The organism is Amycolatopsis sp. NPDC006131, from assembly GCF_040614175.1.
Classification (GTDB): Bacteria; Actinomycetota; Actinomycetes; order Mycobacteriales; family Pseudonocardiaceae; genus Amycolatopsis_E; species Amycolatopsis_E tucumanensis.
In genome coordinates this window covers 1-21,978 of sequence record NZ_JBEXTX010000073.1, presented here as the reverse complement: position 1 = coordinate 21,978, position 21,978 = coordinate 1, and the positions used below count along the sequence as shown (strand labels likewise).

At 71.8% G+C, this 21,978-nt stretch carries 17 protein-coding genes and 1 tRNA gene; 8 read left to right on the top strand and 10 right to left on the bottom strand.

Annotated elements, in window-relative coordinates; genetic code table 11:
* Window positions 1-181 precede the first annotated feature (181 nt).
* The 5 genes from ABZ215_RS29760 (at window position 182) to ABZ215_RS29740 (ending at window position 9,120) form a co-directional block, all read left to right on the top strand.
* A complete protein-coding gene (locus ABZ215_RS29760) occupies window positions 182-1,714 on the top strand; it encodes a TIGR02677 family protein (protein ID WP_354953303.1) in 1,533 nt (510 codons plus the stop codon).
* Window positions 1,711-2,937, top strand: coding sequence for a TIGR02678 family protein (locus ABZ215_RS29755; RefSeq protein ID WP_354953301.1), 1,227 nt, complete (start codon window positions 1,711-1,713; stop codon window positions 2,935-2,937). Before ABZ215_RS29760 ends, ABZ215_RS29755 begins: the two co-directional genes overlap by 4 nt.
* Complete coding sequence (locus tag ABZ215_RS29750; RefSeq protein ID WP_354953299.1) at window positions 2,934-6,959, top strand: TIGR02680 family protein; 4,026 nt, start codon at window positions 2,934-2,936, stop codon at window positions 6,957-6,959. Before ABZ215_RS29755 ends, ABZ215_RS29750 begins: the two co-directional genes overlap by 4 nt.
* Window positions 6,956-8,173 (top strand): TIGR02679 family protein, encoded by a 1,218-nt coding sequence (locus ABZ215_RS29745; protein ID WP_354953297.1) that lies wholly within the window; start codon window positions 6,956-6,958, stop codon window positions 8,171-8,173. Before ABZ215_RS29750 ends, ABZ215_RS29745 begins: the two co-directional genes overlap by 4 nt.
* Before the next feature lie 470 nt (window positions 8,174-8,643).
* Window positions 8,644-9,120: a tyrosine-type recombinase/integrase gene (locus ABZ215_RS29740; RefSeq protein WP_354953295.1), complete on the top strand. Its 477-nt coding sequence runs from the start codon at window positions 8,644-8,646 to the stop codon at window positions 9,118-9,120.
* 115 nt (window positions 9,121-9,235) lie between these two features.
* Here ABZ215_RS29740 and ABZ215_RS29735 read toward each other — a convergent pair.
* A tRNA-Pro gene (locus ABZ215_RS29735) sits at window positions 9,236-9,309 on the bottom strand.
* Between the two features lie 357 nt (window positions 9,310-9,666).
* The gene (locus ABZ215_RS29730; RefSeq protein WP_354953293.1) at window positions 9,667-10,359 is read right to left on the bottom strand and encodes a DJ-1/PfpI family protein; all 693 of its coding nucleotides are present in this window, start codon (window positions 10,357-10,359) and stop codon (window positions 9,667-9,669) included.
* Between the two features lie 90 nt (window positions 10,360-10,449).
* Between ABZ215_RS29730 and ABZ215_RS29725 the strand changes: the two genes are divergently transcribed.
* The gene (locus ABZ215_RS29725) at window positions 10,450-11,415 is read left to right on the top strand and encodes a helix-turn-helix domain-containing protein (RefSeq protein ID WP_354953291.1); all 966 of its coding nucleotides are present in this window, start codon (window positions 10,450-10,452) and stop codon (window positions 11,413-11,415) included.
* 275 nt (window positions 11,416-11,690) lie between these two features.
* Here ABZ215_RS29725 and ABZ215_RS29720 read toward each other — a convergent pair whose 3' ends face one another.
* Together ABZ215_RS29720 and ABZ215_RS29715 are read right to left on the bottom strand one after the other, a co-directional pair.
* Complete coding sequence (locus ABZ215_RS29720; RefSeq protein WP_354953289.1) at window positions 11,691-11,993, bottom strand: NAD(P)-binding protein; 303 nt, start codon at window positions 11,991-11,993, stop codon at window positions 11,691-11,693.
* A gap of 7 nt (window positions 11,994-12,000) precedes the next feature.
* A complete protein-coding gene (locus ABZ215_RS29715) occupies window positions 12,001-12,147 on the bottom strand; it encodes a hypothetical protein (RefSeq protein ID WP_354953287.1) in 147 nt (48 codons plus the stop codon).
* 74 nt (window positions 12,148-12,221) lie between these two features.
* Here ABZ215_RS29715 and ABZ215_RS29710 point away from each other — a divergent pair, with 74 nt between their 5' ends.
* On the top strand, window positions 12,222-13,175 hold the full coding sequence (locus ABZ215_RS29710) for a zinc-binding dehydrogenase (RefSeq protein ID WP_354953285.1): 954 nt from the start codon (window positions 12,222-12,224) through the stop codon (window positions 13,173-13,175).
* A 71-nt stretch (window positions 13,176-13,246) separates the two neighbouring features.
* A complete protein-coding gene (locus ABZ215_RS29705; RefSeq protein WP_354953282.1) occupies window positions 13,247-14,482 on the top strand; it encodes a glycosyltransferase family 87 protein in 1,236 nt (411 codons plus the stop codon).
* Here ABZ215_RS29705 and ABZ215_RS29700 read toward each other — a convergent pair.
* From ABZ215_RS29700 to ABZ215_RS29675, 6 genes are all read right to left on the bottom strand, one after another.
* Window positions 14,442-15,704, bottom strand: coding sequence for a glutamine synthetase (locus ABZ215_RS29700; protein ID WP_354953329.1), 1,263 nt, complete (start codon window positions 15,702-15,704; stop codon window positions 14,442-14,444). The genes ABZ215_RS29705 and ABZ215_RS29700 overlap by 41 nt on opposite strands.
* 59 nt (window positions 15,705-15,763) lie before the next feature.
* Complete coding sequence (locus ABZ215_RS29695) at window positions 15,764-17,524, bottom strand: IucA/IucC family protein (protein WP_354953280.1); 1,761 nt, start codon at window positions 17,522-17,524, stop codon at window positions 15,764-15,766.
* Window positions 17,521-18,801: a SidA/IucD/PvdA family monooxygenase gene (locus ABZ215_RS29690; protein WP_354953278.1), complete on the bottom strand. Its 1,281-nt coding sequence runs from the start codon at window positions 18,799-18,801 to the stop codon at window positions 17,521-17,523. Before ABZ215_RS29690 ends, ABZ215_RS29695 begins: the two co-directional genes overlap by 4 nt.
* The gene (locus ABZ215_RS29685; protein WP_354953276.1) at window positions 18,798-20,216 is read right to left on the bottom strand and encodes an aminotransferase class V-fold PLP-dependent enzyme; all 1,419 of its coding nucleotides are present in this window, start codon (window positions 20,214-20,216) and stop codon (window positions 18,798-18,800) included. The genes ABZ215_RS29690 and ABZ215_RS29685 overlap by 4 nt, the downstream gene beginning before the upstream one ends.
* Window positions 20,217-20,363: 147 nt before the next feature.
* Window positions 20,364-21,314: an LLM class F420-dependent oxidoreductase gene (locus ABZ215_RS29680; RefSeq protein WP_020419977.1), complete on the bottom strand. Its 951-nt coding sequence runs from the start codon at window positions 21,312-21,314 to the stop codon at window positions 20,364-20,366.
* Window positions 21,311-21,978 (bottom strand): S9 family peptidase (locus ABZ215_RS29675; RefSeq protein ID WP_354953274.1); only part of this gene is annotated, 668 nt, incomplete at its 5' end. The genes ABZ215_RS29680 and ABZ215_RS29675, both read right to left, overlap by 4 nt.

Here is a 21,978-nt window from a genome sequence, read left to right as displayed (position 1 = left end):
ACAGGACACCAACGGCCGGTGACGATCATATGGACCTTTCACCCGGGCCCTCGGCCGTCAGATGGCCACGGCACCCCTCTCGGGAGCAGGTCAGGAGGCGGCTCTCAGGCAACGAGGACGCTTTTTGTCGGTCCCGGACGTTAGCCTGAGACCAGCCGCCTGAGCCGGGGGGAAGTGAGCGATGGAGCGCGTACCGCCGCAACTGTTCAACTTCAGCGTCGGAGACAATTCGGAGCTCTACACCGCGATCCTGCACGCCTTCGCCGAAGCCAACGAGCGGCTGGAGACGTCGCTGAGCCTGGACGGTCTGCGCGAGCGGCTGCGGACGGTCGGCTGGTTCGGCGCTCTTGACGACGCCGACCTCACACGAGCTCTCGGAAGCCTGCGGGATTGGCGGTTGGTCGACGTCATCCAGAGTCAGACCGAGAACTACCGCACTGCGGCCGAGTACGAGCGGCGCAACCTCCAGTACTCCCTCACGAAGCGCGGTGAAGCCGCCTTCGCCGGGGTGCAGCACGCTCTCACCGTGCTGGCCTCCAGCGGCGCACTCCAGACAGCGGTGCTGGACGCGATCTCCGACCGGCTCGACGAGCTGGATCGCCTGTTGTCGGGTCCACCGGTGAGCGACCGCAAGATCTACACCACCTTGACCGAGCTGGAGGCGCACCTCGACGCGCTACGCACCAACACCAAACAGTTCAACGGCGAACTGCAGCGCCTGCTCCGCGCCGACAGCGCGGACCACTCGACGTTCCACGAGGTCAAGTCCGCCACCGTGGCCTACCTCGAGGAGTTCCTGACCAACCTCGATCACCGCACCGAGGCGATCGCTCTCGGCATCACGCGCGTCGAAGCTCACGGCACCGCTCATCTGCAGGAGCGTGCGCTCGCTGGGGCCGAATTGCCGCCATCCACCGGAGACGACGCGAAAGCGGACTGGCTCACGCACCGCCGCAGCCGGTGGGCCGGGCTGCGAGCGTGGTTCCTCCCCGCGGACGGCACGCAACCACGGGCGACCGACCTCCACCGGGTGGCCCGACGCGCGATCGTCACGTTGCTGCAGGTGCTGGACCGGATCTCCGAGTCACGAAGACGGGCCACGAGCGCCGTCGCCGACTTCCGGGAACTGGCGCGCTGGTTCGCCTCGGCCCCGGGCGACGACGACCTGCACCGGTTGTATTCGGCCGCGTTCGGCCTGGGCTCGGCGCGGCACGCGCACCTCGCCCATCCTGACCCCGAAGTCATCAGCTCGTCGACCGCTTGGGACGAGGCGCCGCCGGTCCCGGTTTCTCCCCTGCTCCGCACCGCGGGCAGGACGGAGAAGATCTCCCGAACCGGCCAGGTGCGCGACGTCGCCGCGATCAGGCGCGAGCGAGCCGCACGGGCCCGAGTGCAGCGGGCGGAGTTGCAGCGAGCGTGGCAAGAGCTCGACACGGCCGGCACGGTCCGGCTGTCCGCGTTCACCGAGCTCGACTACGCGACGTTCGAACGACTCCTCGACCTGCTCGGCCGGGCACTCGCGACCACGCCAGAGGCATCCGGAGCACGCCGGGTCACGACGAGCGACGGCAAGGTGGAGATGGTCCTGCGAATGCCGCCGGATCAGGAGACCGCCACGTTGCGCACCCCGCGTGGTGTCTTCCACGGCCCCGACTACGTCGTCGCGATCACCGCACCCGGTGCTGCGGACGCGCGGGAGGTGGAGACGGCATGAGCAACCTGGCCAATCAGCTCGTGCTCGCCGAACGGCAGGATGTCGCCAAGGGGATACGCCTCCTGTTGGCCACGCCGCTCATCACGGAACGGTTGGCGCCTGAGGCGTTCGATCTCGTCCGCCGTCGTCAGGTGCCGCTGGCGAAGTGGTTCGAGTACCACTGCGGCTGGCGGCTGATGGTCGAGCCCCGGCTCGGCTACGCCCGGCTCGCCAAGGTGAAACACGAGCCGGACCACACCCGGCCGGCACGACGAGCGCGCTCCGGACACGCGCCTTTCGACCGGAGACGGTACGTGCTGTTGTGCGTGGTCGCCGCAGAACTGCTGTCCGGACCGGTCACCACCATCGGCCTGCTCGCCGACCGGGTCCGGCAGGCGACGGCCGCGGACCCGCTGCTGGACCCGTTCGACACGTCGTCCAGGGCAGAGCGGATGGCCTACGTGGACGCGTTGCGTTTCCTGGAGTCCCGCGGGGCGCTCGACACGGTGGACGGGACCACCGACGCGTTCGTCGAGTCTCGCGAGGCGAAGGTGCTCTACCGGGTGGACACCACACTGCTCGTGCGCCTGGTCTCCGCGCCCAACGGTCCGTCGCAGATCCAGACCGGTCCGGAGATCACGGGGGAACGGTTCCCGGAGGTGCTGGCTCAGCTCCTCCGGGAACCCCGCTACGGCGACGGCGAGACGTCCGCCTCGGACATCCAGCGCAACCTCTGGCTCCGTCATTCCATCTGCCGCAGGCTGTTCGACGAGCCCGTCCTCTACCGCGCCGACCTCAACGAAGAGCAACGAGCGTACGTCACTTCACTCACGGGGCGCCAAGTCCTGCACCGCGCGGCCGAACAAGCCGGTTTCCTGCTCGAAGAACGCGCCGAAGGGTACCTCCTCGTCGACCCGGACGGCATAGCGACCGACCGCAAGTTCCCCGACGACACGAGCACTGCCGGCGTCGCGGCGCTACTGCTCCTGGACGCCCTGAACGCCGCGCCCCTCGGTCTCACCATCGAGCAACTGCACACCGAGACACGCGAGCTGCTGACCCGTTTCCCCCGCTGGGCCAGGACCTACCGCGGTGACGATGGCGCCGGCCTTCTCGTCACCGGTGCTCTGGAGCTGCTCACGGCTTTCCGGCTGGTGACACGCACAGGCGGACGGGTCCGCACTCTGCCCGCCGCCAGCCGCTACGCACTGACGGAAGTCCGCACGACCGAGGAGGCGCTGTGACGATCGCCGAGCTCCCCCACCGGGCCGGAACCAGCGCGCTCTCCGCTCCGGCGCGCTGGCAACCGACCCGCGCGGGCATCCTCAACGTCTGGCGGTACTACGACGAGGTCTTCGAATTCCACCACGGCCGCCTTCTCCTGCGGGGGCCGAACGGAACGGGGAAGTCCAAGGCCCTGGAGCTGCTGTTGCCGTTCCTGTTCGATGCGAGCCTGCGACCGCACCGGTTGTCCACCTTCGGCACCGGCGAGCGGACGATGCACTGGAACCTCATGGGCGAGGGCGCGACCGGCGCGACCCGGGTCGGCTACGTCTGGCTGGAGTTCAGGAGCGCGGGTGGCGAGTTCTTCACGTGCGGGGCCCGCCTCCAGGCCACGACACGAACCGCCGGCGTGACCCCGGACTACTTCACGACGTCACTGCGCGTCGGCACGGGCTTCGCGCTCACGAACTCCACGAAGCAGCCACTGACCAGGGCGGCACTCACCGAGACATTGGGCAGGGACGGCACTGTCCACCCCAGTCCGTCCGATTACCGCGCCGCGGTGCGGCATACGCTCTTCCCGGGCATGTCCGAGCAGCGCTACGAAGCCCTGATCACCGCGTTGCTCCAGCTGCGCACACCCAAGCTCTCGCAACGGCTCGATCCCGGTCTCCTGTCCGGCCTGTTGTCCCGGGCACTGCCGCCGCTGGACGAGGAAGACATCGCCGAACTCGCCGAGGGCTTCGAACGCCTTGACCAGCAACGCGAACGGCTGACCAAGCTCGATCGGGAGGTCGATGCGGCCAAGAAGGTTGCCGCACGGCAACGGACCTACGCGCAACGGGCGCTGCGCAAGGGCGCGGCCGACCTGATCTCCGCCACCACACGAATGGACGATCTGACGCGGGCCGCACGTCGCTCGGCCGACGAGCACGATTCCGCCTCGAAAGACCTGGAAGTTACCGAGATCACACTCGATGAAGTGGTCCGTCGCCTCGGCGCCGCCCAGAAGGCCGTCGAGGGGATCGTCGCCAGCGAAGCCTACCGCGGGGGAAGCCAGCTCGACGAGTTGCGCGATCGTGTCCGCGCGGCCCGGCACCTCGCGAACGATCAGGCCGGGAAGGCCGCCGGAAAGACCGCCACAGCTCAGGACGACCGCGAGCAGGCCGAGAGCGCGCAGCGCGACGTCGAGGAACGATCCGAGCGAGTTCGCGCGGCAGCCGAAGACGCGGCTCGCCGGGCGAGCAGGGCCGGCCTCGAAGGCACTCACCGCGAGCTCGCCGGTTCACAGGGCACGGCGGAAGATCACAGCGAACAGCTCCTGCAAGCGGCGGTGAGCAGCCGCCTGGAGACGATCAGCGAAGTCCGCCGGATCCTCGAGGCGCACGAGAGGGCCATCGACGCGCGCAAGGCTGCCGAGACGCTCCTGGAGGAAGCGCGGGAGAAGCTCTCGGCGGCCAACGACGTCAGAGCCACGCGGGCCGGCCAGTACAGGGATGCCGTGCAGTCCCACGAGAACGCTCTGCTCGACTGGGCGGCGGCATGCCGGGAGCTGGACTTCGGCGATCCCACCGAACTCGCCGCGCGAGCGGAGTCCGCCGCCGATGTGCTCGCCTACGTCCACGAGGCGGTCGAGCGGTCCGGTGGCGCCATCGCCGCCGAAGTCGCGCGGCTCACCGCCCACCGCGGCGACGTCGAGAAGCGGCGTGACGAGCTGACAGCGGAGCGACAGCGCATACGGGACAAAGTGGATCTTCCACCGGATGCTCCGCTGTACCGCACCGCCAATCGGGAAGCGATGCCGGGCGCCCCTCTGTGGCGCCTTGTCGACTTCACCGGCGACTTCCCGATGGCACAGCGAGCCAGTGTCGAAGCCGCCCTCCAATCCAGCGGTCTGCTCGACGCGTGGGTGACGCCGGACGGCTCCATCACGGTCGAGGGTCACGACTCCCTCGCCGAGGGCGATCTCGTCGCGCCGGCGCCCGGACGGTCTCTCCGCGACGTGCTCCGTCCGGAACCCGGGGCACCGGTTCCGGTCGGCCGGATCAACCGTCTGCTGTCCGCCGTCGCCTTCGGTGACGTCCTTCCGGACGCGCATCCGGCAGCCTGCGGCGCGGACGGCCGGTGGCGCCTGGGCGCACTGACCGGCAGCTGGGCCAAAGAGGAAGTCTCGTTCCTGGGCGCGGCCGCACGCGAGCGCGCGCGAGGTCAGCGCATCGCCAAGCTGACCGCTCAGATCGACGAAGCGGCACGCGAAGCCGCCGAGCTCACCGACCGCCTCGCGCTGCTCGATTCGCGCCGGCGGGCGTTGGCCGCAGAACGCGACCGGTTGCCCCCGCACACGCTCGTCTCGGACGCACAGCGGGCGCTCGACCGCGCTTCCGACCAGGTGACCGACGCCGACCGCGCGGTGCACGACGCGCACGAGAAGCTCGCCGCCCGGGAAGAAGAGGCAAGCCGCGCTCAACACGAACTCCACCTGGCCGCCATCGAAAACAGGGTGCCCACGAGCCGCGCCGGCCTGGACGACGTGACGGTGGCCGTGGGGCTGTTCCGCGACGCCGCGCGCACCTGGCTCGCCCGCAGCGCAGAACTCGCCTTGGCGGCACGCGCGGCGGGAGCGCTCCGCGCGGCCGCAGACCGGTCGGCCGCGGACGCGAGCGAGCTCATGGAAGCGGCCGAAGCGGCCGCGGCAGAAGCCGAGGCGCTCGCCGAGAAGCTCCGTGCGGTGGAGCGCACCGTGAACATCGAGGACTACCAGGAGATCCTGGACGAGCTCCGGACCCAACGCGAACTGCAGGTCCGGCTGCACGAGGAGGAGTCCACCGCCCGCGAGAAGCAGCAACAGCTCCAGTTCCGGATCGGGCAACTCGGCGAACGCCGCCGGCGAGACGCGGAGGAGCGCGACAACGCGGTCGCCGCTCGTGACGCCGCCGCCGAGCGCTTCCGCACGCTCGCCACCAGCACACTCGCGGACGACGCGGGCGCGGAACTGGACCTGTCCGCGGAAGACGGTGTCACTGCCACACTCCGTGCGGCCCAGCACGTCCGGGAGAAGTGGCCGACGATTCCGCACGAGCAGAAGAACGTCGAAGACGCGCTGCACAGGTTGAACGAGGTCGTGTACGAAACCCGGGACGTGCTCGGGGCGCGCGCGGAACTCGAACTCAGTGATGACGAAACTCGCGTGCTCACGGCGGTCCTCGATGGCGTCCGGGTAAGCGCGCACGCGTTGCTGGACGCGCTCAGGTCAGAAGCCGACAGCAGCCGGAACGACATCACCGAACGGGAACGTGACCTGTTCGACCGGACCCTGACCGGGGACACGCGACGCCAGCTGGCCGAACGGATTCGCCAGGCCGGCGAGCTCGTCGACGCGATGAACTCGCGCCTGGAGCGGGTGCGCACGGCCTCCCGCGTTGCCGTGCACCTGGTGTGGCAGGTCGACCCGGATCTGCCAGCCGGCACGAAGGAGGCGAGGCAGCTCCTGCTGAAGGACCCCGCGCGCTTGTCCGACGCCGACCGGGAATCGCTGCACCGGTTCTTCCGGGAACGCGTCGACCAGGCCAAGGAGGACAACACCGCCGCCAGCTGGCAGGAACAGCTGGCGCAGGTGTTCGACTACACGTCGTGGCACAGGTTCGTGGTGCGGCTTGACCGGTCGGACGGGAAGGGCTGGCAGCCGCTGACCAAGAAACTCCACGGGGCGCTCTCCGGTGGCGAGAAGGCGATCGCGTTGCACCTGCCCCTGTTCGCAGCGGTGGCGGCCCACTACCAGGCGGTGCCGGACGCGCCGCGGCTGATCCTGCTCGACGAGGTGTTCGTCGGTGTCGATTCGAGCAACCGCGGCCAGGTGTTCGAGTTGCTGACGTCGCTGGACCTGGACCTCATGCTGACCTCGGATCACGAATGGTGCACCTATCGCGAAATACCTGGAATCGCCGTCCACAACCTGTTGACCGGCGACGACGGCGATGACGCTGTGACAACGGCCCGCTTCGTCTGGACGGGAACAGGCTGGGCGGGCGAGGACATCGGATGACCGTGCCCGAGACGCTGCGCCGGCCCGCGCTGCGACCGCTGTGGCAGGCGGTTCACGACCGCCTTTCTTCGGGGCGCGCTGTCAGCAGGGTCCGTGTCGGTCCACTCGACGACGCGCAACGGTCGGCGATCGCCGACCTGCTCGGCCTGGACCGCCTGCCGGACACGGTTTTCGCCGTGAGCCTGTCCAAGCTGGACGCCGCGTTGACCGAAGCGGGGACAGATCTGCCGACCGTGCTCGCCGCGGTCATCGGCCCGATCGGCGATCGCGCGGCCGAACGCGAACGAGCCAAGGCCGAGCGCGCCGCCTTGTGGTCCTGGCTGGAGAACCACCCCGAAGTTCAGCGCCAGCCTGCGTTGCGCACGTGGGCTCAGCACGTCCGGCAGGCTGGTCTGGTTCAGGCGTCGGTGGAGCGGACGCGTGAGGTGCTGTCCGCTGCGTTGACGGTGCTGAACCGGCTGCCCGCCGAGGGCCAACCGCTACCCGCGCTGGCCGGCGAAGCTGTGGGCGACCCGCATGCGCTGGACGACGGTACCCGTCTCGGCAACCTGGTGCTGCGCGCTCTAGCGGAGATCTTCGCCGCGGAACTGCCTGTGACAGCTCTCGACAAACGGATGTTGTGGGAACGCGCCGGGATCGCCGCGGACGAGCTGTCGAGCGTGGTGCTGGCGACCGGGCTGAGGCTGTGTGGGAAGGGCGTGGCCTGCGAGGTCGCTTGGATGTGCGCCGACGCCGGCCAGGCCGCCGCGCTGACATTGGCACAGCTGCGCGCGACTGCTTGGACAGCAGCGCCCGTACGGGTCCGGGTCGTGGAGAACCCCAGCATCCTGGCAATGGCCCTGCGGCGCTTCGGCGCCGCATGCCCACCTCTCGTCTGCACGTCCGGCTGGCCGAACACCGCCGTGATGACGCTCCTGCGCCGTCTGAGCGACCTCGGCGCAGAGCTGCTCTACCACGGCGATTTCGACGGCGAAGGGTTGCGCATCGCCGCGTACGTCATGGACAAGACAGGCGCACGCCCGTGGCGGATGAGCACAACCGATTATCGGCGCGGTCTGCGCATGGACATCTCCGGACCCGCACCAGGTCGGCTGACCGAGGCGCCGTGGGACACCGATCTGGCGAGGACGATCAGCGAGCACGGCCAGTCACTGGTCGAGGAGCACGTGGCCGAAGACCTGCTCGGCGACCTGCAGGAAGCAACTTCGAACTGATCAGCAGCGCCCGGAGCGGGGACGAGTTCGCCGCACGGAAAACTCCGCTGGTCGCGAGTCGCGCCACGGCCGGATCCACTCTGGCCGCCCGGCCTCATCGGCAAGTGGCGCACCGCGACCCTGGCCCACCACTGCTTCGACCGTCGGCGGACAGGATTTGATCTCGCGCCCCTTGACCTCATTCGGGTCCTCAGCGGCCAGCAGCCGAACGACGACAAGGACTCTGCTGCAGTGGGAGCCCTGGCCGATCAAAATCCGTCCGACGTGCTTTGCGAGCGCCGTGTTGCTCGAACGCGGTACGGGAAGCGGAGGCAGTGGTGGGCGAAACCGGGCGACAACAATCCACGCACTGATCGCCGACAGTCTGTTGGGCTTCTTCGAGATTCACCTCAAGCCGGTGTCACGCTACCTCAGTAGTCGCTGCCGCTTGGTGGTCATCCCGTCGCCCATGGCGTCTCGATCACGCCGCGGTGGAGCTGCGACGCAATGACCACCGAGCGCCCACCCTGCCAGCGCAACTGAGCCTGCACTTTCCTGGTCATCCTGGAGCCCACCTCCCCGGTGAGGTGCTTTTCAGCGTTGCGCTGGCGCCCCTTGGGGAGACAGCCGCTGGCAGCTCGCGGAGGACCGGCCGCCAGGCGCATGCCTCCGCCGGGTTGCGGGCAAGGGCGCTGAAGTCAGCGGCCCCGGAGGGCCGCCTTGATGCCGCGGTGCAGGAGACCAAGCTCGGTGTCGAGGGCCTGACCCCGGACAAGCTCCGCCACACCGCGGCCTCGCTCGCGATCGCGGCCGGTGCGGACGTCAAGGTGCTCCAGCCGATGCTAGGGCACGCCGACACGGCCATGACGCTGAACATCTACGGGCACCTGTTCCCGGACCGGCTGGACGAGGTCGCCGACGTTCTAGACCTCCGGCGGACGGCTGCTCTGGACAAGCGGGCAGCCTGATAACGGCGAACAACGAGAACCGCCCCGTGTGGCATGGATGTGGCATGCCCCGGGGCGGTTCTCGCGTAGAAAGACAAAAGCGGCCCGTCTACCTGCGTAAACGGACCGCTGCCGGTCGGGCTGACAGGATTTGAACCTGCGACCCCTTGACCCCCAGTCAAGTGCGCTACCAAACTGCGCCACAGCCCGGCCATCGTCTCCCCGAGGGGCGGCGACGGGGGATAGCTTATTACGGACCGCACACAGCCCGGTAGCGGGGTGCCCTCAAGCCGCTGGCCTGCGAGGATCCGCGGGACCGCACCCCCAGGACGGTCCCGCGGATCCTCAGCCGAGGGCGGCCAGTGCCCCGAACCGTGGACGAACCCACGTCCCGGCCGCGCCCCAGGGGACAGTCCCACACCCCGAGAGCCACCCGGGCCGTGAGCGAGCCCGCGTCCCCACTCGTGCACGGCCGCACCCCACGACGTGTCCCACACCCCGAGGGCCGCCCCGGCCGGGGACGGCCCCGGGAGGACCCGCGGCCCCGCCCGCCGAAAAATCAGCGCCTCAGACGTGCGCGGCCAGCCGCTTCTGGAGATCCGGCGCCTCGGCCAGCGCCTCCTGCACCCAGGTCGCCGCCAGGCCCGTGAACAGCTCCCTCGGCGCGGCCGACCAGTCGAGCGGTCCAAAGGGCGGCTCGGGGTCGTACTCGACTCCGAACTGGAGGATCTTCGCGACGTCCTCGTTGCTGAAGCGCGCCGCCAGGTGCAGGGCCATGTCGATCCCCGCGGACACGCCCGCCGCGGTCAGTACCGCGCCCTCGTCGACCCAGCGGCGCTTCACGGGTGTCGCGCCGAACTCGCGCAGCGCCTCCAGGAACGACCAGTGCGTGGTGGCCTCCCGGCCCTCCAACAGGCCGGCCGCGCCCAGGATCAGCGCGCCCGTGCAGACCGACGCCGTCACGGTCGCCTGCGCACTCGCCGAGCGGACGTACTCCAGCAGCCGCTCGTTCGTCAGCGCCCGCAGCGTGCCGGCCTGCCCGCCGGGCACCACCAGGGCGTACGGCGCCGGCACGTCATCAAACGTGCGGTCCGCGCCCAGCGACACGACCGCGTCCGTGGCGACCGGTTCCAGCGTCTCGGCCACCACCGCGGTCTCGAACGACGGGTCGGCCTGCCGCAACGACGCCAGGACCTGGAGCGGGCCGATCAGGTCGAGGGGCGTGAGCCCGGGGTACAGCAGGAAAGCGATCGTCTTCATGCACCGCAGCCTGGCCTGCGCGACGGCCCGATCGGCCCCAGATGTCCGAAAACCTGGGATCGTCGTCGCACGGACGGCTACCCTTGCGCCATGCGCCGGATGGTCATCGTCGGGTACGAGGAAGCCGCCCTGCTGGACATCGCGTGCCCGGCGGACGTCCTCGACGCCGCCAACCGCTACGGCGCCACCCCGGCCTACGAGGTCACCCTGACCAGCCTCGACGGCCGCCCGATCCGCTGCCAGAACACCCTCACGCTGGCCGCCCAGGCCCGGCTCGACCGGCTCCGCGGCCCGGTCGACACCCTGATCGTCGCGGGCGGCACGGGGCACGCGAAAGCCGCCGCGGACGTCAAGCTGACCACCCACGTGCGCCGGGTCGCCGCGACGGCCCGACGGGTCGCGTCGGTCTGCACGGGGACCTCGGTGCTCGCCGCGGCGGGGCTGCTCAACGGGCGGCGCGCGACCACGCACTGGATGTGGGCCGGCATGCTCGCCCGGCAGTACCCGGACGTCACCATCGACCCGGCGCCGCTGTTCATCCAGGACGGCAACGTGCACACCGCCGCGGGCGTGACAAGCGGCCTGGACCTGACGCTGTCGTTCGTCGAGGCCGATCACGGGCCCAGCCTGGCGCGCGAGGTCGCGCGCGGGCTGGTGACGTACCTGCAGCGGCCGGGCAACCAGGCGCAGGTGAGCATGTTCCTCGCCGCGCCGCCGCCCGAGCACCGCCTGGTGGCCGACCTGGCGGCCCACATCACCGCGCACCCGGACGGCGATTTGTCGACCCGGACGCTGGCGGAGCGGGCGGGGTTGAGCGAACGGCAGCTGACGAGGCTGTTCCAGGAGCACCTCGGGACGCCACCAGGCCGGTTCGTCAGACGCGCCCGGACCGAGGCCGCGTCGCAGCTGCTGGCCACCACGGATCTGCCGCTGACCGCCGTCGCGCGGCGGTGCGGGTTCAGCTCGGCCGAGACGCTGCGGCAGGCGTTCGTGGAGCTGTGCGGGACACCGCCGTCGGCGTACCGGCGGGTGCACCGGCGGGCTGGAGTCGCCTGAGCCCCGCTACGTCAATTCCCCGGCCAGGGACGCTCGCCCAGCCGTTCCGCCTTCCGGTACGACTCGCGGACCTCCGCCCAGGCGTGTGCCGACACCCCACGCTGGTACGCAGGTTCGCGTCCCGCAGCGCTGCCAGCGTGCCACTGCCCGCGGGGAACATCGCGTGCGCGGCGTCGCCGAGCAAGGCCACCGGTCCGGCGGACCAGCAGCCGCGCGGAAGGGACGTCCGCAGGGGCAGGAAGACCAGCGACGGCACCGAGACGCCCGCGATGATCTCACCGAGCACCGGGTGCCAGTCCGGTTCTGCTCGCGCGCGACCGCCAGCAGGGCCTCGCCGTCCGCCCGGTCCGGGTCGTCGCGGAATTCGCGGGCCGCTGGGCAGTCCGCTGGTCTCCCGGTACAGGCGGGGGCAGGCAGTCCCGCAGCAGGTGGTCGGCCTCCGGATCGAGGTGGATCCGGTAGCCCTGACCGCGGGCGAACGGGCGCGGGTCGCGCTCGTACACGGCGACGCCGATGCCGGCGGCGTGCAGGCCCCGCGCGAGGGTCAGCCCGCCCAGCCCGGCGCCGACGATGATCACGAGGCAGCTACTCGTCGTCCAGGAGCACCGCGACCCGGCCCGTCACGCGTGCGGCGCGGAACTCCAGTCCCGCCAGCCGGTCCGGCGCCTCCAGCACGTAGCAGCAGGTGAGGGCCGCGGCGAACGCGTCCGCGCCGCGTGCGTCGGCCAGCACCCACCGGCGCTCCCGGATGGTGGAGTGAGCAACACGATGATCAACACCGATGCCGGCGGGCCTAGATTGGGCTCATGCGGGCCGTAGTGATCGACTCCCACGGAACCTTCCGACTGGAGCGGCGTCCGGAACCGGTCGCGGCGCCGGGGAGCGTGGTGGTCCGGGTGCGGGCCGCCGGCCTCAACGCCGCTGATCTGCAGCAGGCGCGGGGTGACTACCCGGCGCCGCCGGGATGGCCGGCCGACGTGCCCGGCCTGGAGGTCGCCGGCGAGGTCGAGCAGGTCGGGCCCGGCGTCTCGGACATCGCGCCAGGCGACCGCGTCATGGCGCTGGTCGGCGGCGGCGCCCACGCCGAGCGGATCGCGGTCCCCGCCGATCTGCTGCTGCCCGTGCCGGATGGCCTGCCCTGGGAGGAGGCCGCCGGATTCCCCGAGGCGTTCAGCACCGCTTGGGACGCCCTGGTCAGCCAGGCGCGGATCCGGGCAGGCGACCGGGTGCTGATCACCGGCGCGGCGGGCGGGGTGGGCACGGCCATGGTGCAGGTCGCCGCGGTCTCCGGCGCCCACACCGTCGCCAGCGTGCGCCGTCCGGAACTCCACCACCGCGTCCAGGCGCTCGCTCCGGACGGGCGGATCGACGTCGTGACCCCGGACCAGGAGTCCGCCCACGCGCCGTACGACGTGATCGTCGAACTGGTCGGCGGCGACGACTGCCTGCGGCGCATCGGCCTGCTCCGCAGCCGGGGCAAGGTTCTCGTCGTCGGGGTCCAGGCCGGGAGCACGGCGCCGCTGCGGATGTTCGACCTCATGCTCGCCCGCGCCCAGCTGATCGGCACCACCATCCGCGGGCGCTCACCCGCCGAGAAGGCGCTCCTCGCCGCCACCGTGCGAACGTCGGTGCTGCCCCTGCTGGCCGAGGGGCGCTTGCGGGTGCCCGTCGACGCGGCCTTCCCGCTCGGCCAGTTCGCCGACGCCTACACCCGCCTCGCCCAGCCGGGCAAGTTCGGCAAGATCATCCTGCTGCCCTGACGATCTCTCACCCGCCGGGAGCGGGCACCACGCCGCGAGCGGGCGTTACCGAATCTCTACAGTAGGGCCTGATGCGCAAATACCTGTGGCTGGTCCCGGTGCCCTGTGCGGTCTGGCTCTTCTTCGCGGTGCAGGGCATGATGCACTACCTGCCCACCCGCCCCCAGATCGACCTGCAGGTCTACCGCTACGGCGTGCAGGCCTGGTGGGACGGCCGCGACATGTACGGCACGCTGCCGGAGGTCGCCAACGGCGCGGAACTGCCGTTCGTCTACCCGCCGTTCGCCGCGCTGCTGCTGTCGCCGCTGGCGATGCTGCCGTGGGACGCCTCCGTGGTGACCCTGTACATCCTCAACGGCCTCAGCATGTTCGTCACCGTCTACCTGGTCGCCCGCGCGGTCCGGCCGCAGCTCGGGCGGGACGGGGGCGTCGCCGTCGCGTCGGTCGTCCTCCCGCTGACCGTCTTCCTCGAGCCGGTGAGCCAGACGTTCGGCTTCGGGCAGGTCAGCATCATCATGATGGCCCTGGTCACGATCGACTGCCTGGCCGGGCGCACCCTCTGGCCGCGCGGCTTCGGCATCGGGCTGGCGGCCGCCCTCAAACTCACCCCGGCCGCGTTCGTGTTGTTCTTCCTGATCCGCCGCGACTACCGGTCGGCCATCACCTCGGCGATCACGTTCGGCGTGGCCACCGTGATCGGGTTCGTCGCGGACTTCGGCGGCTCCATCCACTACTGGTTCCAGGGCGGCCTGAGCGGCGGCGGTGTCAGCGGCACCGCGTTCGCCACCAACCAGGCCATCGAAGCGGTCATCGTGCGCACCGGGCTGACCGGCGCGGCCGAGAAGGCCGTGTGGATCGTCCTGGTGCTCGGCCTGCTGGCGCTGGTCGCGAACGCGATGCGCCGCGCCGAGCCCGCGCTCGCGCTGATGGCCAACGCCGGCCTGGCCCTGCTCGTCTCCCCCACCTCGTGGTCGCACTACTACGTGTGGGTGGTCCCGGCGCTGGTGGTGGTGCTCGGTGTCACCGTGCGCCGCACGCTGGAACGCTCCTGGCTCGCCGTGGCCTGGTTCGCCTGGGGCGCGCTGACCGCGGTGTTCTTCGTCTGGGCGCCGTTCCACAACCTGCCGGAGACCGACTTCCCGGTCGTGCACCGCGACTGGACGTTCCCCGAGCAGCTCTCCGCCGCCACCTACGTCCTGGTGGGCGTCGCCCTGCTGCTGGCCTTCGCGATCCCTCGCCAGAAGGCCCGCGAGCTGTCGACGCCGGTCACGCCCGCAAGGCGCCCCGCCGGCGCTGCCAGCCGGTGACGGCGGAACAGCCGGCCGCCAGTTCGGCCCGCAGCAGCGCCTCCTGCTGAGCCGCGACCTCGTCACCCAGCAGCTTCGCGACCCGGTCCAGCCCGGACAGCGCCTGCCACGGCGCCTCCGGCAGCGTGCCCAGCACCTCTCCGGCGGGCGGCAGCGGCAGCGCCTCCTCGATGCCCGCCCGGCCCGCCGCGAGCAGCGCCGCGACCACCAGGTGCGGTTGCGCGTCGGCGCCGGCGAACCGGAACTCCAGCCGCAGCGACGCGTCCCGCCCGGCCACGCGCACCGACGCCGTCCGGTCGTCGACACCCCACCGCAGCTCCCGCGGCGAGAACGGCGCCGTCCGCAGCCGCACGTAGCTGTTCCAGGTCGGCGCCCACACCGGCGCGAGCGCCGCCGCGTCCCGTAACACCCCGGCGAGGAACGACGCCATCACCGGCGACAACGCGGTCCCGTCCCCCGACGCGGGCTCCCCCGACACCGTGGACAGCGACAGGTGCACGTGGCACGAACACCCCTGCCCCGGCTCCGGCGCCGCCAAGTAGGCCGCGGACACCCCGTGCTCCGCGGCCACCGACCGCACGATCAACTGCTGCAACAAGGCGTCGTCACAAGCGGCGAGCGCATCCCGGTGCCGCAGCACGATTTCGTACTGCCCGGGATGGCACTCGGCGCGCGCGGATTCCACGCCCAGCCCGGACCGCTCCAGCGCCACGCGCAGATCGCGCAGCAGCGGCCGCATCCGCTCGGTCCCGCCGACCGCGTAGTCCACTCCGTGCGCGCTCAGCGGCCCGTCCGCGTCGCTGAACACGACCTCGTGCTCGAGCCCCGCCGACGGCACGTACCCGAGCGATTCCAGCGCTGTCAGCTGCTCGGTCAGGACCCGGCGGGGCGCTGCCCGCGCCGGTTCGCCGTCCGGCCACTCGACGTCGCACACGATGCCGCACACCCCGTCCGGCAACGCGGTGATCGTCGCCAGATCGGGCCGCATCCGCAGGTCGCCGTAGCCGTCGACGTAGCGGGCCAGCGGGCTGTCCGCGTCGATCGGCAACGCCTCCCGCTCGACGTCCCAGGCGAAGACGTAGGTGCAGATCCCGTAGCCGCCGCTGAGCACCTCCTCGGTCACGAACCGCCCGGACAGCTCGACCGCGGCGAACCGGGCGTGCGGGTCGGGAACCAGCAGCAGCACCCGCGGCACGTCGCCCCGATCCAGGGCCGCGCGCATGCCCCGCGCGGCCGCCTCCCGCTCGGCGAGCGTGCGCGGCCCGACCGGGCGCGGCGCTCTCACCAGGCCCCCGCCGGGTCCGGGGCGTGCAGCGGGTTCGGCACGCGGCCCCACCGCACGTCGAACTCGTCGTCGCGGTCGACCTTGTCGAACCCCTGCCCGGCCAGGTGCTCCCGGTTCAGGGTGACCCGCTCGACGTCCGGCGCGAACAGCAGGCACCGGTCGAACCGCTCGGCCACGTCCGGGTTCTCCGCGCGGTAGCGGCCGACGACCTCGCGCACCAGCTCCCAGAACCGCGCCCGCGGGAAGGCCAGGTCGTCGAGCAGGATCTCGGCCCAGAACCGCAGCTGCCCGGAGAACACCGAGCTGAACAGCGACTGCGCGAGCAGGTGCGCCGGCCAGCGCAGCATCTCGTCGGCGGCCTCCGGCGCGAGCAGCCGGTAGCAGTCGAGGTCCTCGTCGAGCAGGTCGACGCCCTGCGCGAAGTCCTTGATCGCCACGCGCAGCGGCCGCCCGCGCTCGTCGACGATCAGGATCAGGTTCTGGCCGTGCGGACAGAACCCGACGCCGTAGCGCAGCAGCCACTGCAGCAGCGGGGTGAGCAGCAGGTCGAACACGGTGCCGAGCCAGCGTTCCGCGCCCCAGCCGGAGCGCTCGATCAGCCCCGTCACGACCGACGCGCCGTCCGGGTCGCGGTAGGGCAGCGCGGCGAACGAAATCGCCTGCTCCCCCTCGGCCAGCCGCGACAGCAGCGGTTCGCGCCACAGCGCGCCGAGCGTTTCGTGGAACCGGTACGGCAGCTCGTCGATGGCGCCGAACAGCGGGTGCTCGACCGACACGCTCGCGACCTCGCCGAGCAGCTCGAACCGGTACTTCTCGGTGAGCAGCGGATCGGCCGCGCCGACCCGCTTGAGCCAGCTCGTCACCGCGGGCCCGGCGAGCGTCGCGCCGGACGCGAGCCCGCGGTAGACGAGCGTGTTGCGCACCGAGACCGCGGTCTTGACGTCGTGCCGGTCCGGCCGGGACACGTTCGCCAGCGTCCGGACCGTCTGATGTGGACGGTAAGCGTCCCGCGACTCGCCCAGTTCGATCACGACCCCGATCGCGAGTTCACCGGCGTAGAGCGTGCCGAGGATCTCGTCCGCCTGCCACGGGTGCACGGGCACCCACACGTACTCCGCCGGATCGGCGATGCGGGTGAACTCGGCGCGCTGGTCGTCGTCCAGCTCCCCGGCGAACAACCGGTCGGCCGAAAGCTCTTCGACGCAGCGGAACCGCGCGTGGTCCCGGTGCACGGCGAACCACCGCAGCCGCACGTCGGCCCCGGCCTCCGGCGCGTACCGGGCGCGGTCGTCCGCGGAGAACCCGACCCGGCCCTTGTTGAGCACCAGCCGCGGATGCCCGGTCAGGTGCCCGTCGGCGAGGTTGTAGTCCATCGTGGACAGTTCCGCGGCGCTGGGCGCGCGGCGCAGGCGGGCGGCCTCGTTGGTCACCGTGGCCGTCAGCTCGGCCAGCACGTCCGCCAGCCGCAACCCGGACAGGCCCAGCTCCTTGCGGGCGTCCACCACCAGCACCCGGGGATCCGTCGCCGGTTCGCCGTCCCGCAACGCCGACCCGGACTCCACCGTCCACGATTCGAACGCGCCGCGCCGGGCCCGGAACTCGTAGGTCACCTCGGGCAGCTTCAGCCGCCACAGCCTGCGCTCCTCGTCGTCCGCGGGCTCCGGGCGGAACAGGCCCTCGTAGGACAGTTCGCCGAGCATCTTGTGCGCGACCAGCGTGCCGGCCGCGCGCCACGCCTGGGCAGTTTCCACACTCACTCCTCCAACCCGAACCGCGTGAACGCCGTGCGCGACGGCAACCGGTAGACGGTGCGGCCGCAGACCGCGTTGACGATCGAAGCGGCCCGCCACGCCGCCAGCCCGAGGTCCGGCGCACCGACCCCGTGCGTGTGTCGTTCCGCGTTCTGCACGAAGATCGCGCCGCCGATCTCCGGCGCGAGCCGCAGCCGGTAGTCGCGCTCGACGACCGGGCGGCCGCTGCCGTCCCGCGCGACCGCGTCCGCCAGCGGCCCGAGCACCCCGTCCAGCGGCCGCTCCCGGTAACCGGTGGCGGCGACGACCGCGTCGGTCACCCAAGTCGCGGTGCTGCCTTCCTGCCGGTGCCGCAGGCCCAGCGCGATCCGCTCGCCGTCGCGCCGCGCGGACACCACCTCCACGCCCGGCGTCAGCGTGACGCCCGGCCAGCCGCCGCCGACCGAGCGGCGGTACAGCTCGTCGTGGATGTCGGCGATGGTGTCGGCGTCGATCCCCTTGTACAGCTGCCACTGCGCGGGCAGCAGCCGGTCGCGCTCGGCCTCCGGCAGCCGGTGGAAGAAGCGCGTGTAGTCGGGCGTGAACTGCTCCAGCCCGAGCTTGGAGTACTCCATCGGCGCGAACGACACCGTCCGCGTCACCCACCGCAACCCGTCCGGTTGCTTGCGGTGCCGCAGCAGGTCCAGGAACACCTCCGCGCCGGACTGGCCCGAGCCGACGACCGTCACCGCGGGCAGCGCCAGCAGCCGTTCCCGCTCGGACAGGTACTCCGCGGAGTGGATCACGGGCACGCCCGGATCGCCGGCGAGCGCGCGCAACGGTTCCGGCACGCGGGGTTCGGTGCCGATGCCGAGCACGACGTTGCGCGCGCTGATCTCCCCGGCGGCCGAGCGCAGCCGGAACAGCCCATCGCGCCACTCGATCCCGATGATGTCGGTGCCGAACCGGCAGCTGTCCAGCCGCTGCGACACCCAGCGGCAGTAGTCGTCGTACTCCGCGCGCGGGATGTGGAAGCGTTCGGCGAAGTAGAACGGGAACAGCCGGTCCTTGGCGCGCAGGTAGTTCAGGAAGGACAGCGCGCTGGTCGGATCGGCCAGCGACACCAGGTCGGCCAGGAACGGCACCTGCAGGGTCACGCCGTCGAGCAGCAGGCCGGGGTGCCAGCGGAACTCCGGGCAGCGGTCGTACAACGCGACGGTTAGGCCCTCGACCGGCTCGGCGAGCGCGGCCAGCGACAGGTTGAACGGGCCGATCCCGACCCCGGCCAGATCGACCGGAGTCACCGCAGGACCACCTCGGCGGGCTGCGCCGCGGCGGCCGCGACCACCGACTCCAGCAGCGGCCGGTAGTCCTCGGCGCTCGCGTGCGGGTGCAGCAGGGTCAGCTTGAGCCACACGCCGTCGGACATCGTTGCCCTGCCGACGATCGCGGTGCCCGCCTCCAGCAAGGTGCGGCGCACCCGCGCGACCAGTTCGTCGTCGGCGTCCACCGGTTTGAACAGCACCGTGGACAACGTCGGCGCACCCCACAGCCGCAGGCCCGGGTGCCGCTCGATCATGGCCGCGACTTCGGCCGCGGTGGCGCAGCAGTGCTCGACGAGCGCGCCCACGCCGTCGATGCCGAGCGCCCGCAGGGTGACGGCCATCCGGAACGCGTCGGGGCGGCGGGAAGTGCGGATGGAGCCGCCGAGCAGGTCCGGCAGCCCGGCCTCGGTGTCGTCGTCCGCGTTGAGGTACTCGGCCTGCACCGACAACGCCGACAGGTCCGCGGCCTCGCGCACCGCGAGCAGGCCCGCGGAAATGGGCTGCCAGCCGAACTTGTGGGCGTCCAGCGCGACGGAGTCCGCTTCGCCGAGGCCGTCGAGCAGGGGCTTCAGCTTCGCGCTGCACAGGGCGAGTCCGCCGTAGGAGGCGTCGACGTGCAGGCGCGCGCCGTGCCGACGACACACCGCCGCCAGCTCGCGCAGCGGGTCGATCTCGCCGGTGTCGGTGGTGCCCGCGGTGGCGGCCACGACCGCGGGCGAGCCGAGTTCGCGCAGGGTCTCCTCCAGCGCGGCCGGGCGCATGCGTTCGCCGTCGCAGTCCACCAGGACCGGCGCGGGCAGGCCGAGCAGCCACGCGGCGCGGGCGACGCTGTGGTGCGCGTTGCGCCCGCACACCGGGCGGACGGCCGGCTCCGGCTCGCGCGCGAGCAGCAGCCCGAGCAGGTTCGACTCGGTGCCGCCGGTGGTGACGACGGCGTCCGGCGCGGGGGCGTCCGGGTAGCAGAGCCGCGCGATCAGGGTGACCAGCTCGCGTTCGATCTCGCTCGCGACCGGGGCCTGGTCCCACGAGTCCATCGACGGGTTGAGCGCGCTCGCCACGACGTCGGCGGCCACGGCGACGGCGAGCGGCGGACAGTGCAGGTGCGCCGCGCACGCCGGGTCGGCGGGGTCGACCGAGCCCGCGGCCAGCAGCCGGGACATCTCGGAAAGCGCTTGCGCGGCTCCGACACCGGTGGCCCCGGCCAGCGGTTCCGCGCCGGTCAGGGCCGCCACCCCGGCCGCGACGGCAGCCGGCCCGCCCGCCGGGCCCGGTCCGCCGCGTTCCGCCGCTCCCGCGCCCATCGCGTCGAGGACCAGCGGGATCAGCTCGGCCAGCCGCCGGTGTCCCGCGCGGCCACCGGCCAGCCCGGCGCTCTCCGGTATCGATTCGCCCACTCACCGCTCCTTAGGTATGCCTACGCTAAGCCACGATACGGACACCGTGCGCCGCGGGCACACCCCCGGCGGGCACGTTCCTCCCAAAGTGCCCGCCCGGGGAGCGTTAGTCATGCCGCCAAAGGGGTCACGGCGGCGTGTGCCGGGTCACCGGGGCGCGAGCGCCTCCACCTGCCGCACCGGGTCGTCGCCAGTGGGCAGCAGGGCGATCACCGGCGTGGTCAGCCCGTTGTCCACATAGGACTGCACCTTCTCCCGGCACTCCTCAGGGCTGCCGTGCACGACCAGGTCGTCGACCACCTCGTCCGGAATCAGCTCGTTCGCCCGCTTCCGGTCGCCCGCGCGCCACGCCTCGTGCATCGGCGCGAGCGCCTCGCCGCGGCCGAGCCAGTCGTGGAACGCCGCGTACACCGGCACGGTGAGGTAGCTGCTGATCAGCATCCGGCCCAGGCCACGCGCGGCTTCGCGGTCGGTGGTCGGGCAGACGAAGATCCGCGCCGCCAGCTCGGTGTCCGGCCCGATCTCGGCGCGCACCTGGCGGACGTCGGCAGGCGAGAGCCAGTTCGTGATCGCGCCGTCGGCCTCCTTCGCGGCCAGCTTCAGCATGCCCGGCCGCAACGCGGCGAGCATGATCGGCGGCGCCGGCTCCGGCGCGCGCTCGAGCCGGAACTTGCTCACCGAGAACGTTTCGTACTCCGCCGTCACCTTCTCCCCCGCCAGCGCGGCACGCAGGAACCGCAGCGTGTCCCTGGTGCGGGCGAACGGTTTGGCGAACTCGGCGGCGTTCCAGCCCTGCACGATCACCGGCGAGGACGCGCCGATGCCGAGCACGAACCGGCCGGGCGCGGCCTCCGCCAGTGTCGCCGCGGACATCGCCAGCAGACCGGGGCCGCGGGTGTAGACCGGCACGATCGCGGTGCCCAGCCGCAGCTCCGGCGCCCACTGCGAAGCCAGCAGCAGCGGCGAGAACGCGTCCGTTCCCGCGGTTTCGGCCGACCACGCGTCGGTGTAACCGAGCGCGGGCAGCCGCTCGATCAGCTCACGGTGCGCGGTCAGCGGCACCCCGGTCAGCGGAATCGTGATTCCCCAGCGCTTCATCGCGCAGCAGCCTCCAGCTCTCGTTTGATCCAGTCCACCTGGACCTTCATCAGGTTCTCCGCGACCTCTTCGGCCTGCGGCGTCATGTGGGTCGCGCCGACCAGCGGCAGGAACACGTGCGGGCGGCCCGCGGCCAGCAGCGCCGAGGACAGGCGCAGCGCGTGCGCGACGAACACGTTGTCGTCGGCGAGGCCGTGCACGATCAGCAACGCGCGCCGCAGCTCCGGCGCACTGGCGATCAGCGAGTTGCGCTCGTAGGACTCCGGTTCCTCGTCCGGCACGCCGAGGTAGCGCTCGGTGTAGTGGGTGTCGTAGAGGGACCAGTCGGTGACCGGCGCGCCCGCGACCGCCGCGTGGAAGACGTCCGGGCGGCGCAGCACGGCCAGCGCGGACAGGTACCCGCCGTAGGACCAGCCGCGGATCGCGACCCGGGACAGGTCGAGCTCCGGGTGGTCGGCGGCGACCGCGTGCAGCGCGTCCACCTGGTCGGTGAGCGTCACCTCGGCCAGCTCGCGCACGATCTCCTTCTCCCACGCCGGCCCCCGGCCCGGGGTGCCGCGGCCGTCCGCGACGAGGACCGCGAAGCCCTGGTCGGCCAGCCACTGCGAGGTGAGGAACGCGTTGCGGCTCTGCAGGACGCGCTGCGCATGCGGGCCGCCGTAGG

Bases quoted from the DNA above. Each gene is read 5' to 3' on its own strand.
- ABZ215_RS29680 (WP_020419977.1), bottom strand. From the start codon at position 21,314: ATGAAGCGCTGGGGAATCACGATTCCGCTGACCGGGGTGCCGCTGACC.
- ABZ215_RS29745 (WP_354953297.1), top strand. From the start codon at position 6,956: ATGACCGTGCCCGAGACGCTGCGCCGGCCCGCGCTGCGACCGCTGTGG.
- ABZ215_RS29725 (WP_354953291.1), top strand. From the start codon at position 10,450: ATGCGCCGGATGGTCATCGTCGGGTACGAGGAAGCCGCCCTGCTGGAC.
- ABZ215_RS29700 (WP_354953329.1), bottom strand. From the start codon at position 15,704: ATGCGCGCGGCCCTGGATCGGGGCGACGTGCCGCGGGTGCTGCTGCTG.
- ABZ215_RS29760 (WP_354953303.1), top strand. From the start codon at position 182: ATGGAGCGCGTACCGCCGCAACTGTTCAACTTCAGCGTCGGAGACAAT.
- ABZ215_RS29710 (WP_354953285.1), top strand. From the start codon at position 12,222: ATGCGGGCCGTAGTGATCGACTCCCACGGAACCTTCCGACTGGAGCGG.
- ABZ215_RS29730 (WP_354953293.1), bottom strand. From the start codon at position 10,359: ATGAAGACGATCGCTTTCCTGCTGTACCCCGGGCTCACGCCCCTCGAC.
- ABZ215_RS29705 (WP_354953282.1), top strand. From the start codon at position 13,247: ATGCGCAAATACCTGTGGCTGGTCCCGGTGCCCTGTGCGGTCTGGCTC.
- ABZ215_RS29755 (WP_354953301.1), top strand. From the start codon at position 1,711: ATGAGCAACCTGGCCAATCAGCTCGTGCTCGCCGAACGGCAGGATGTC.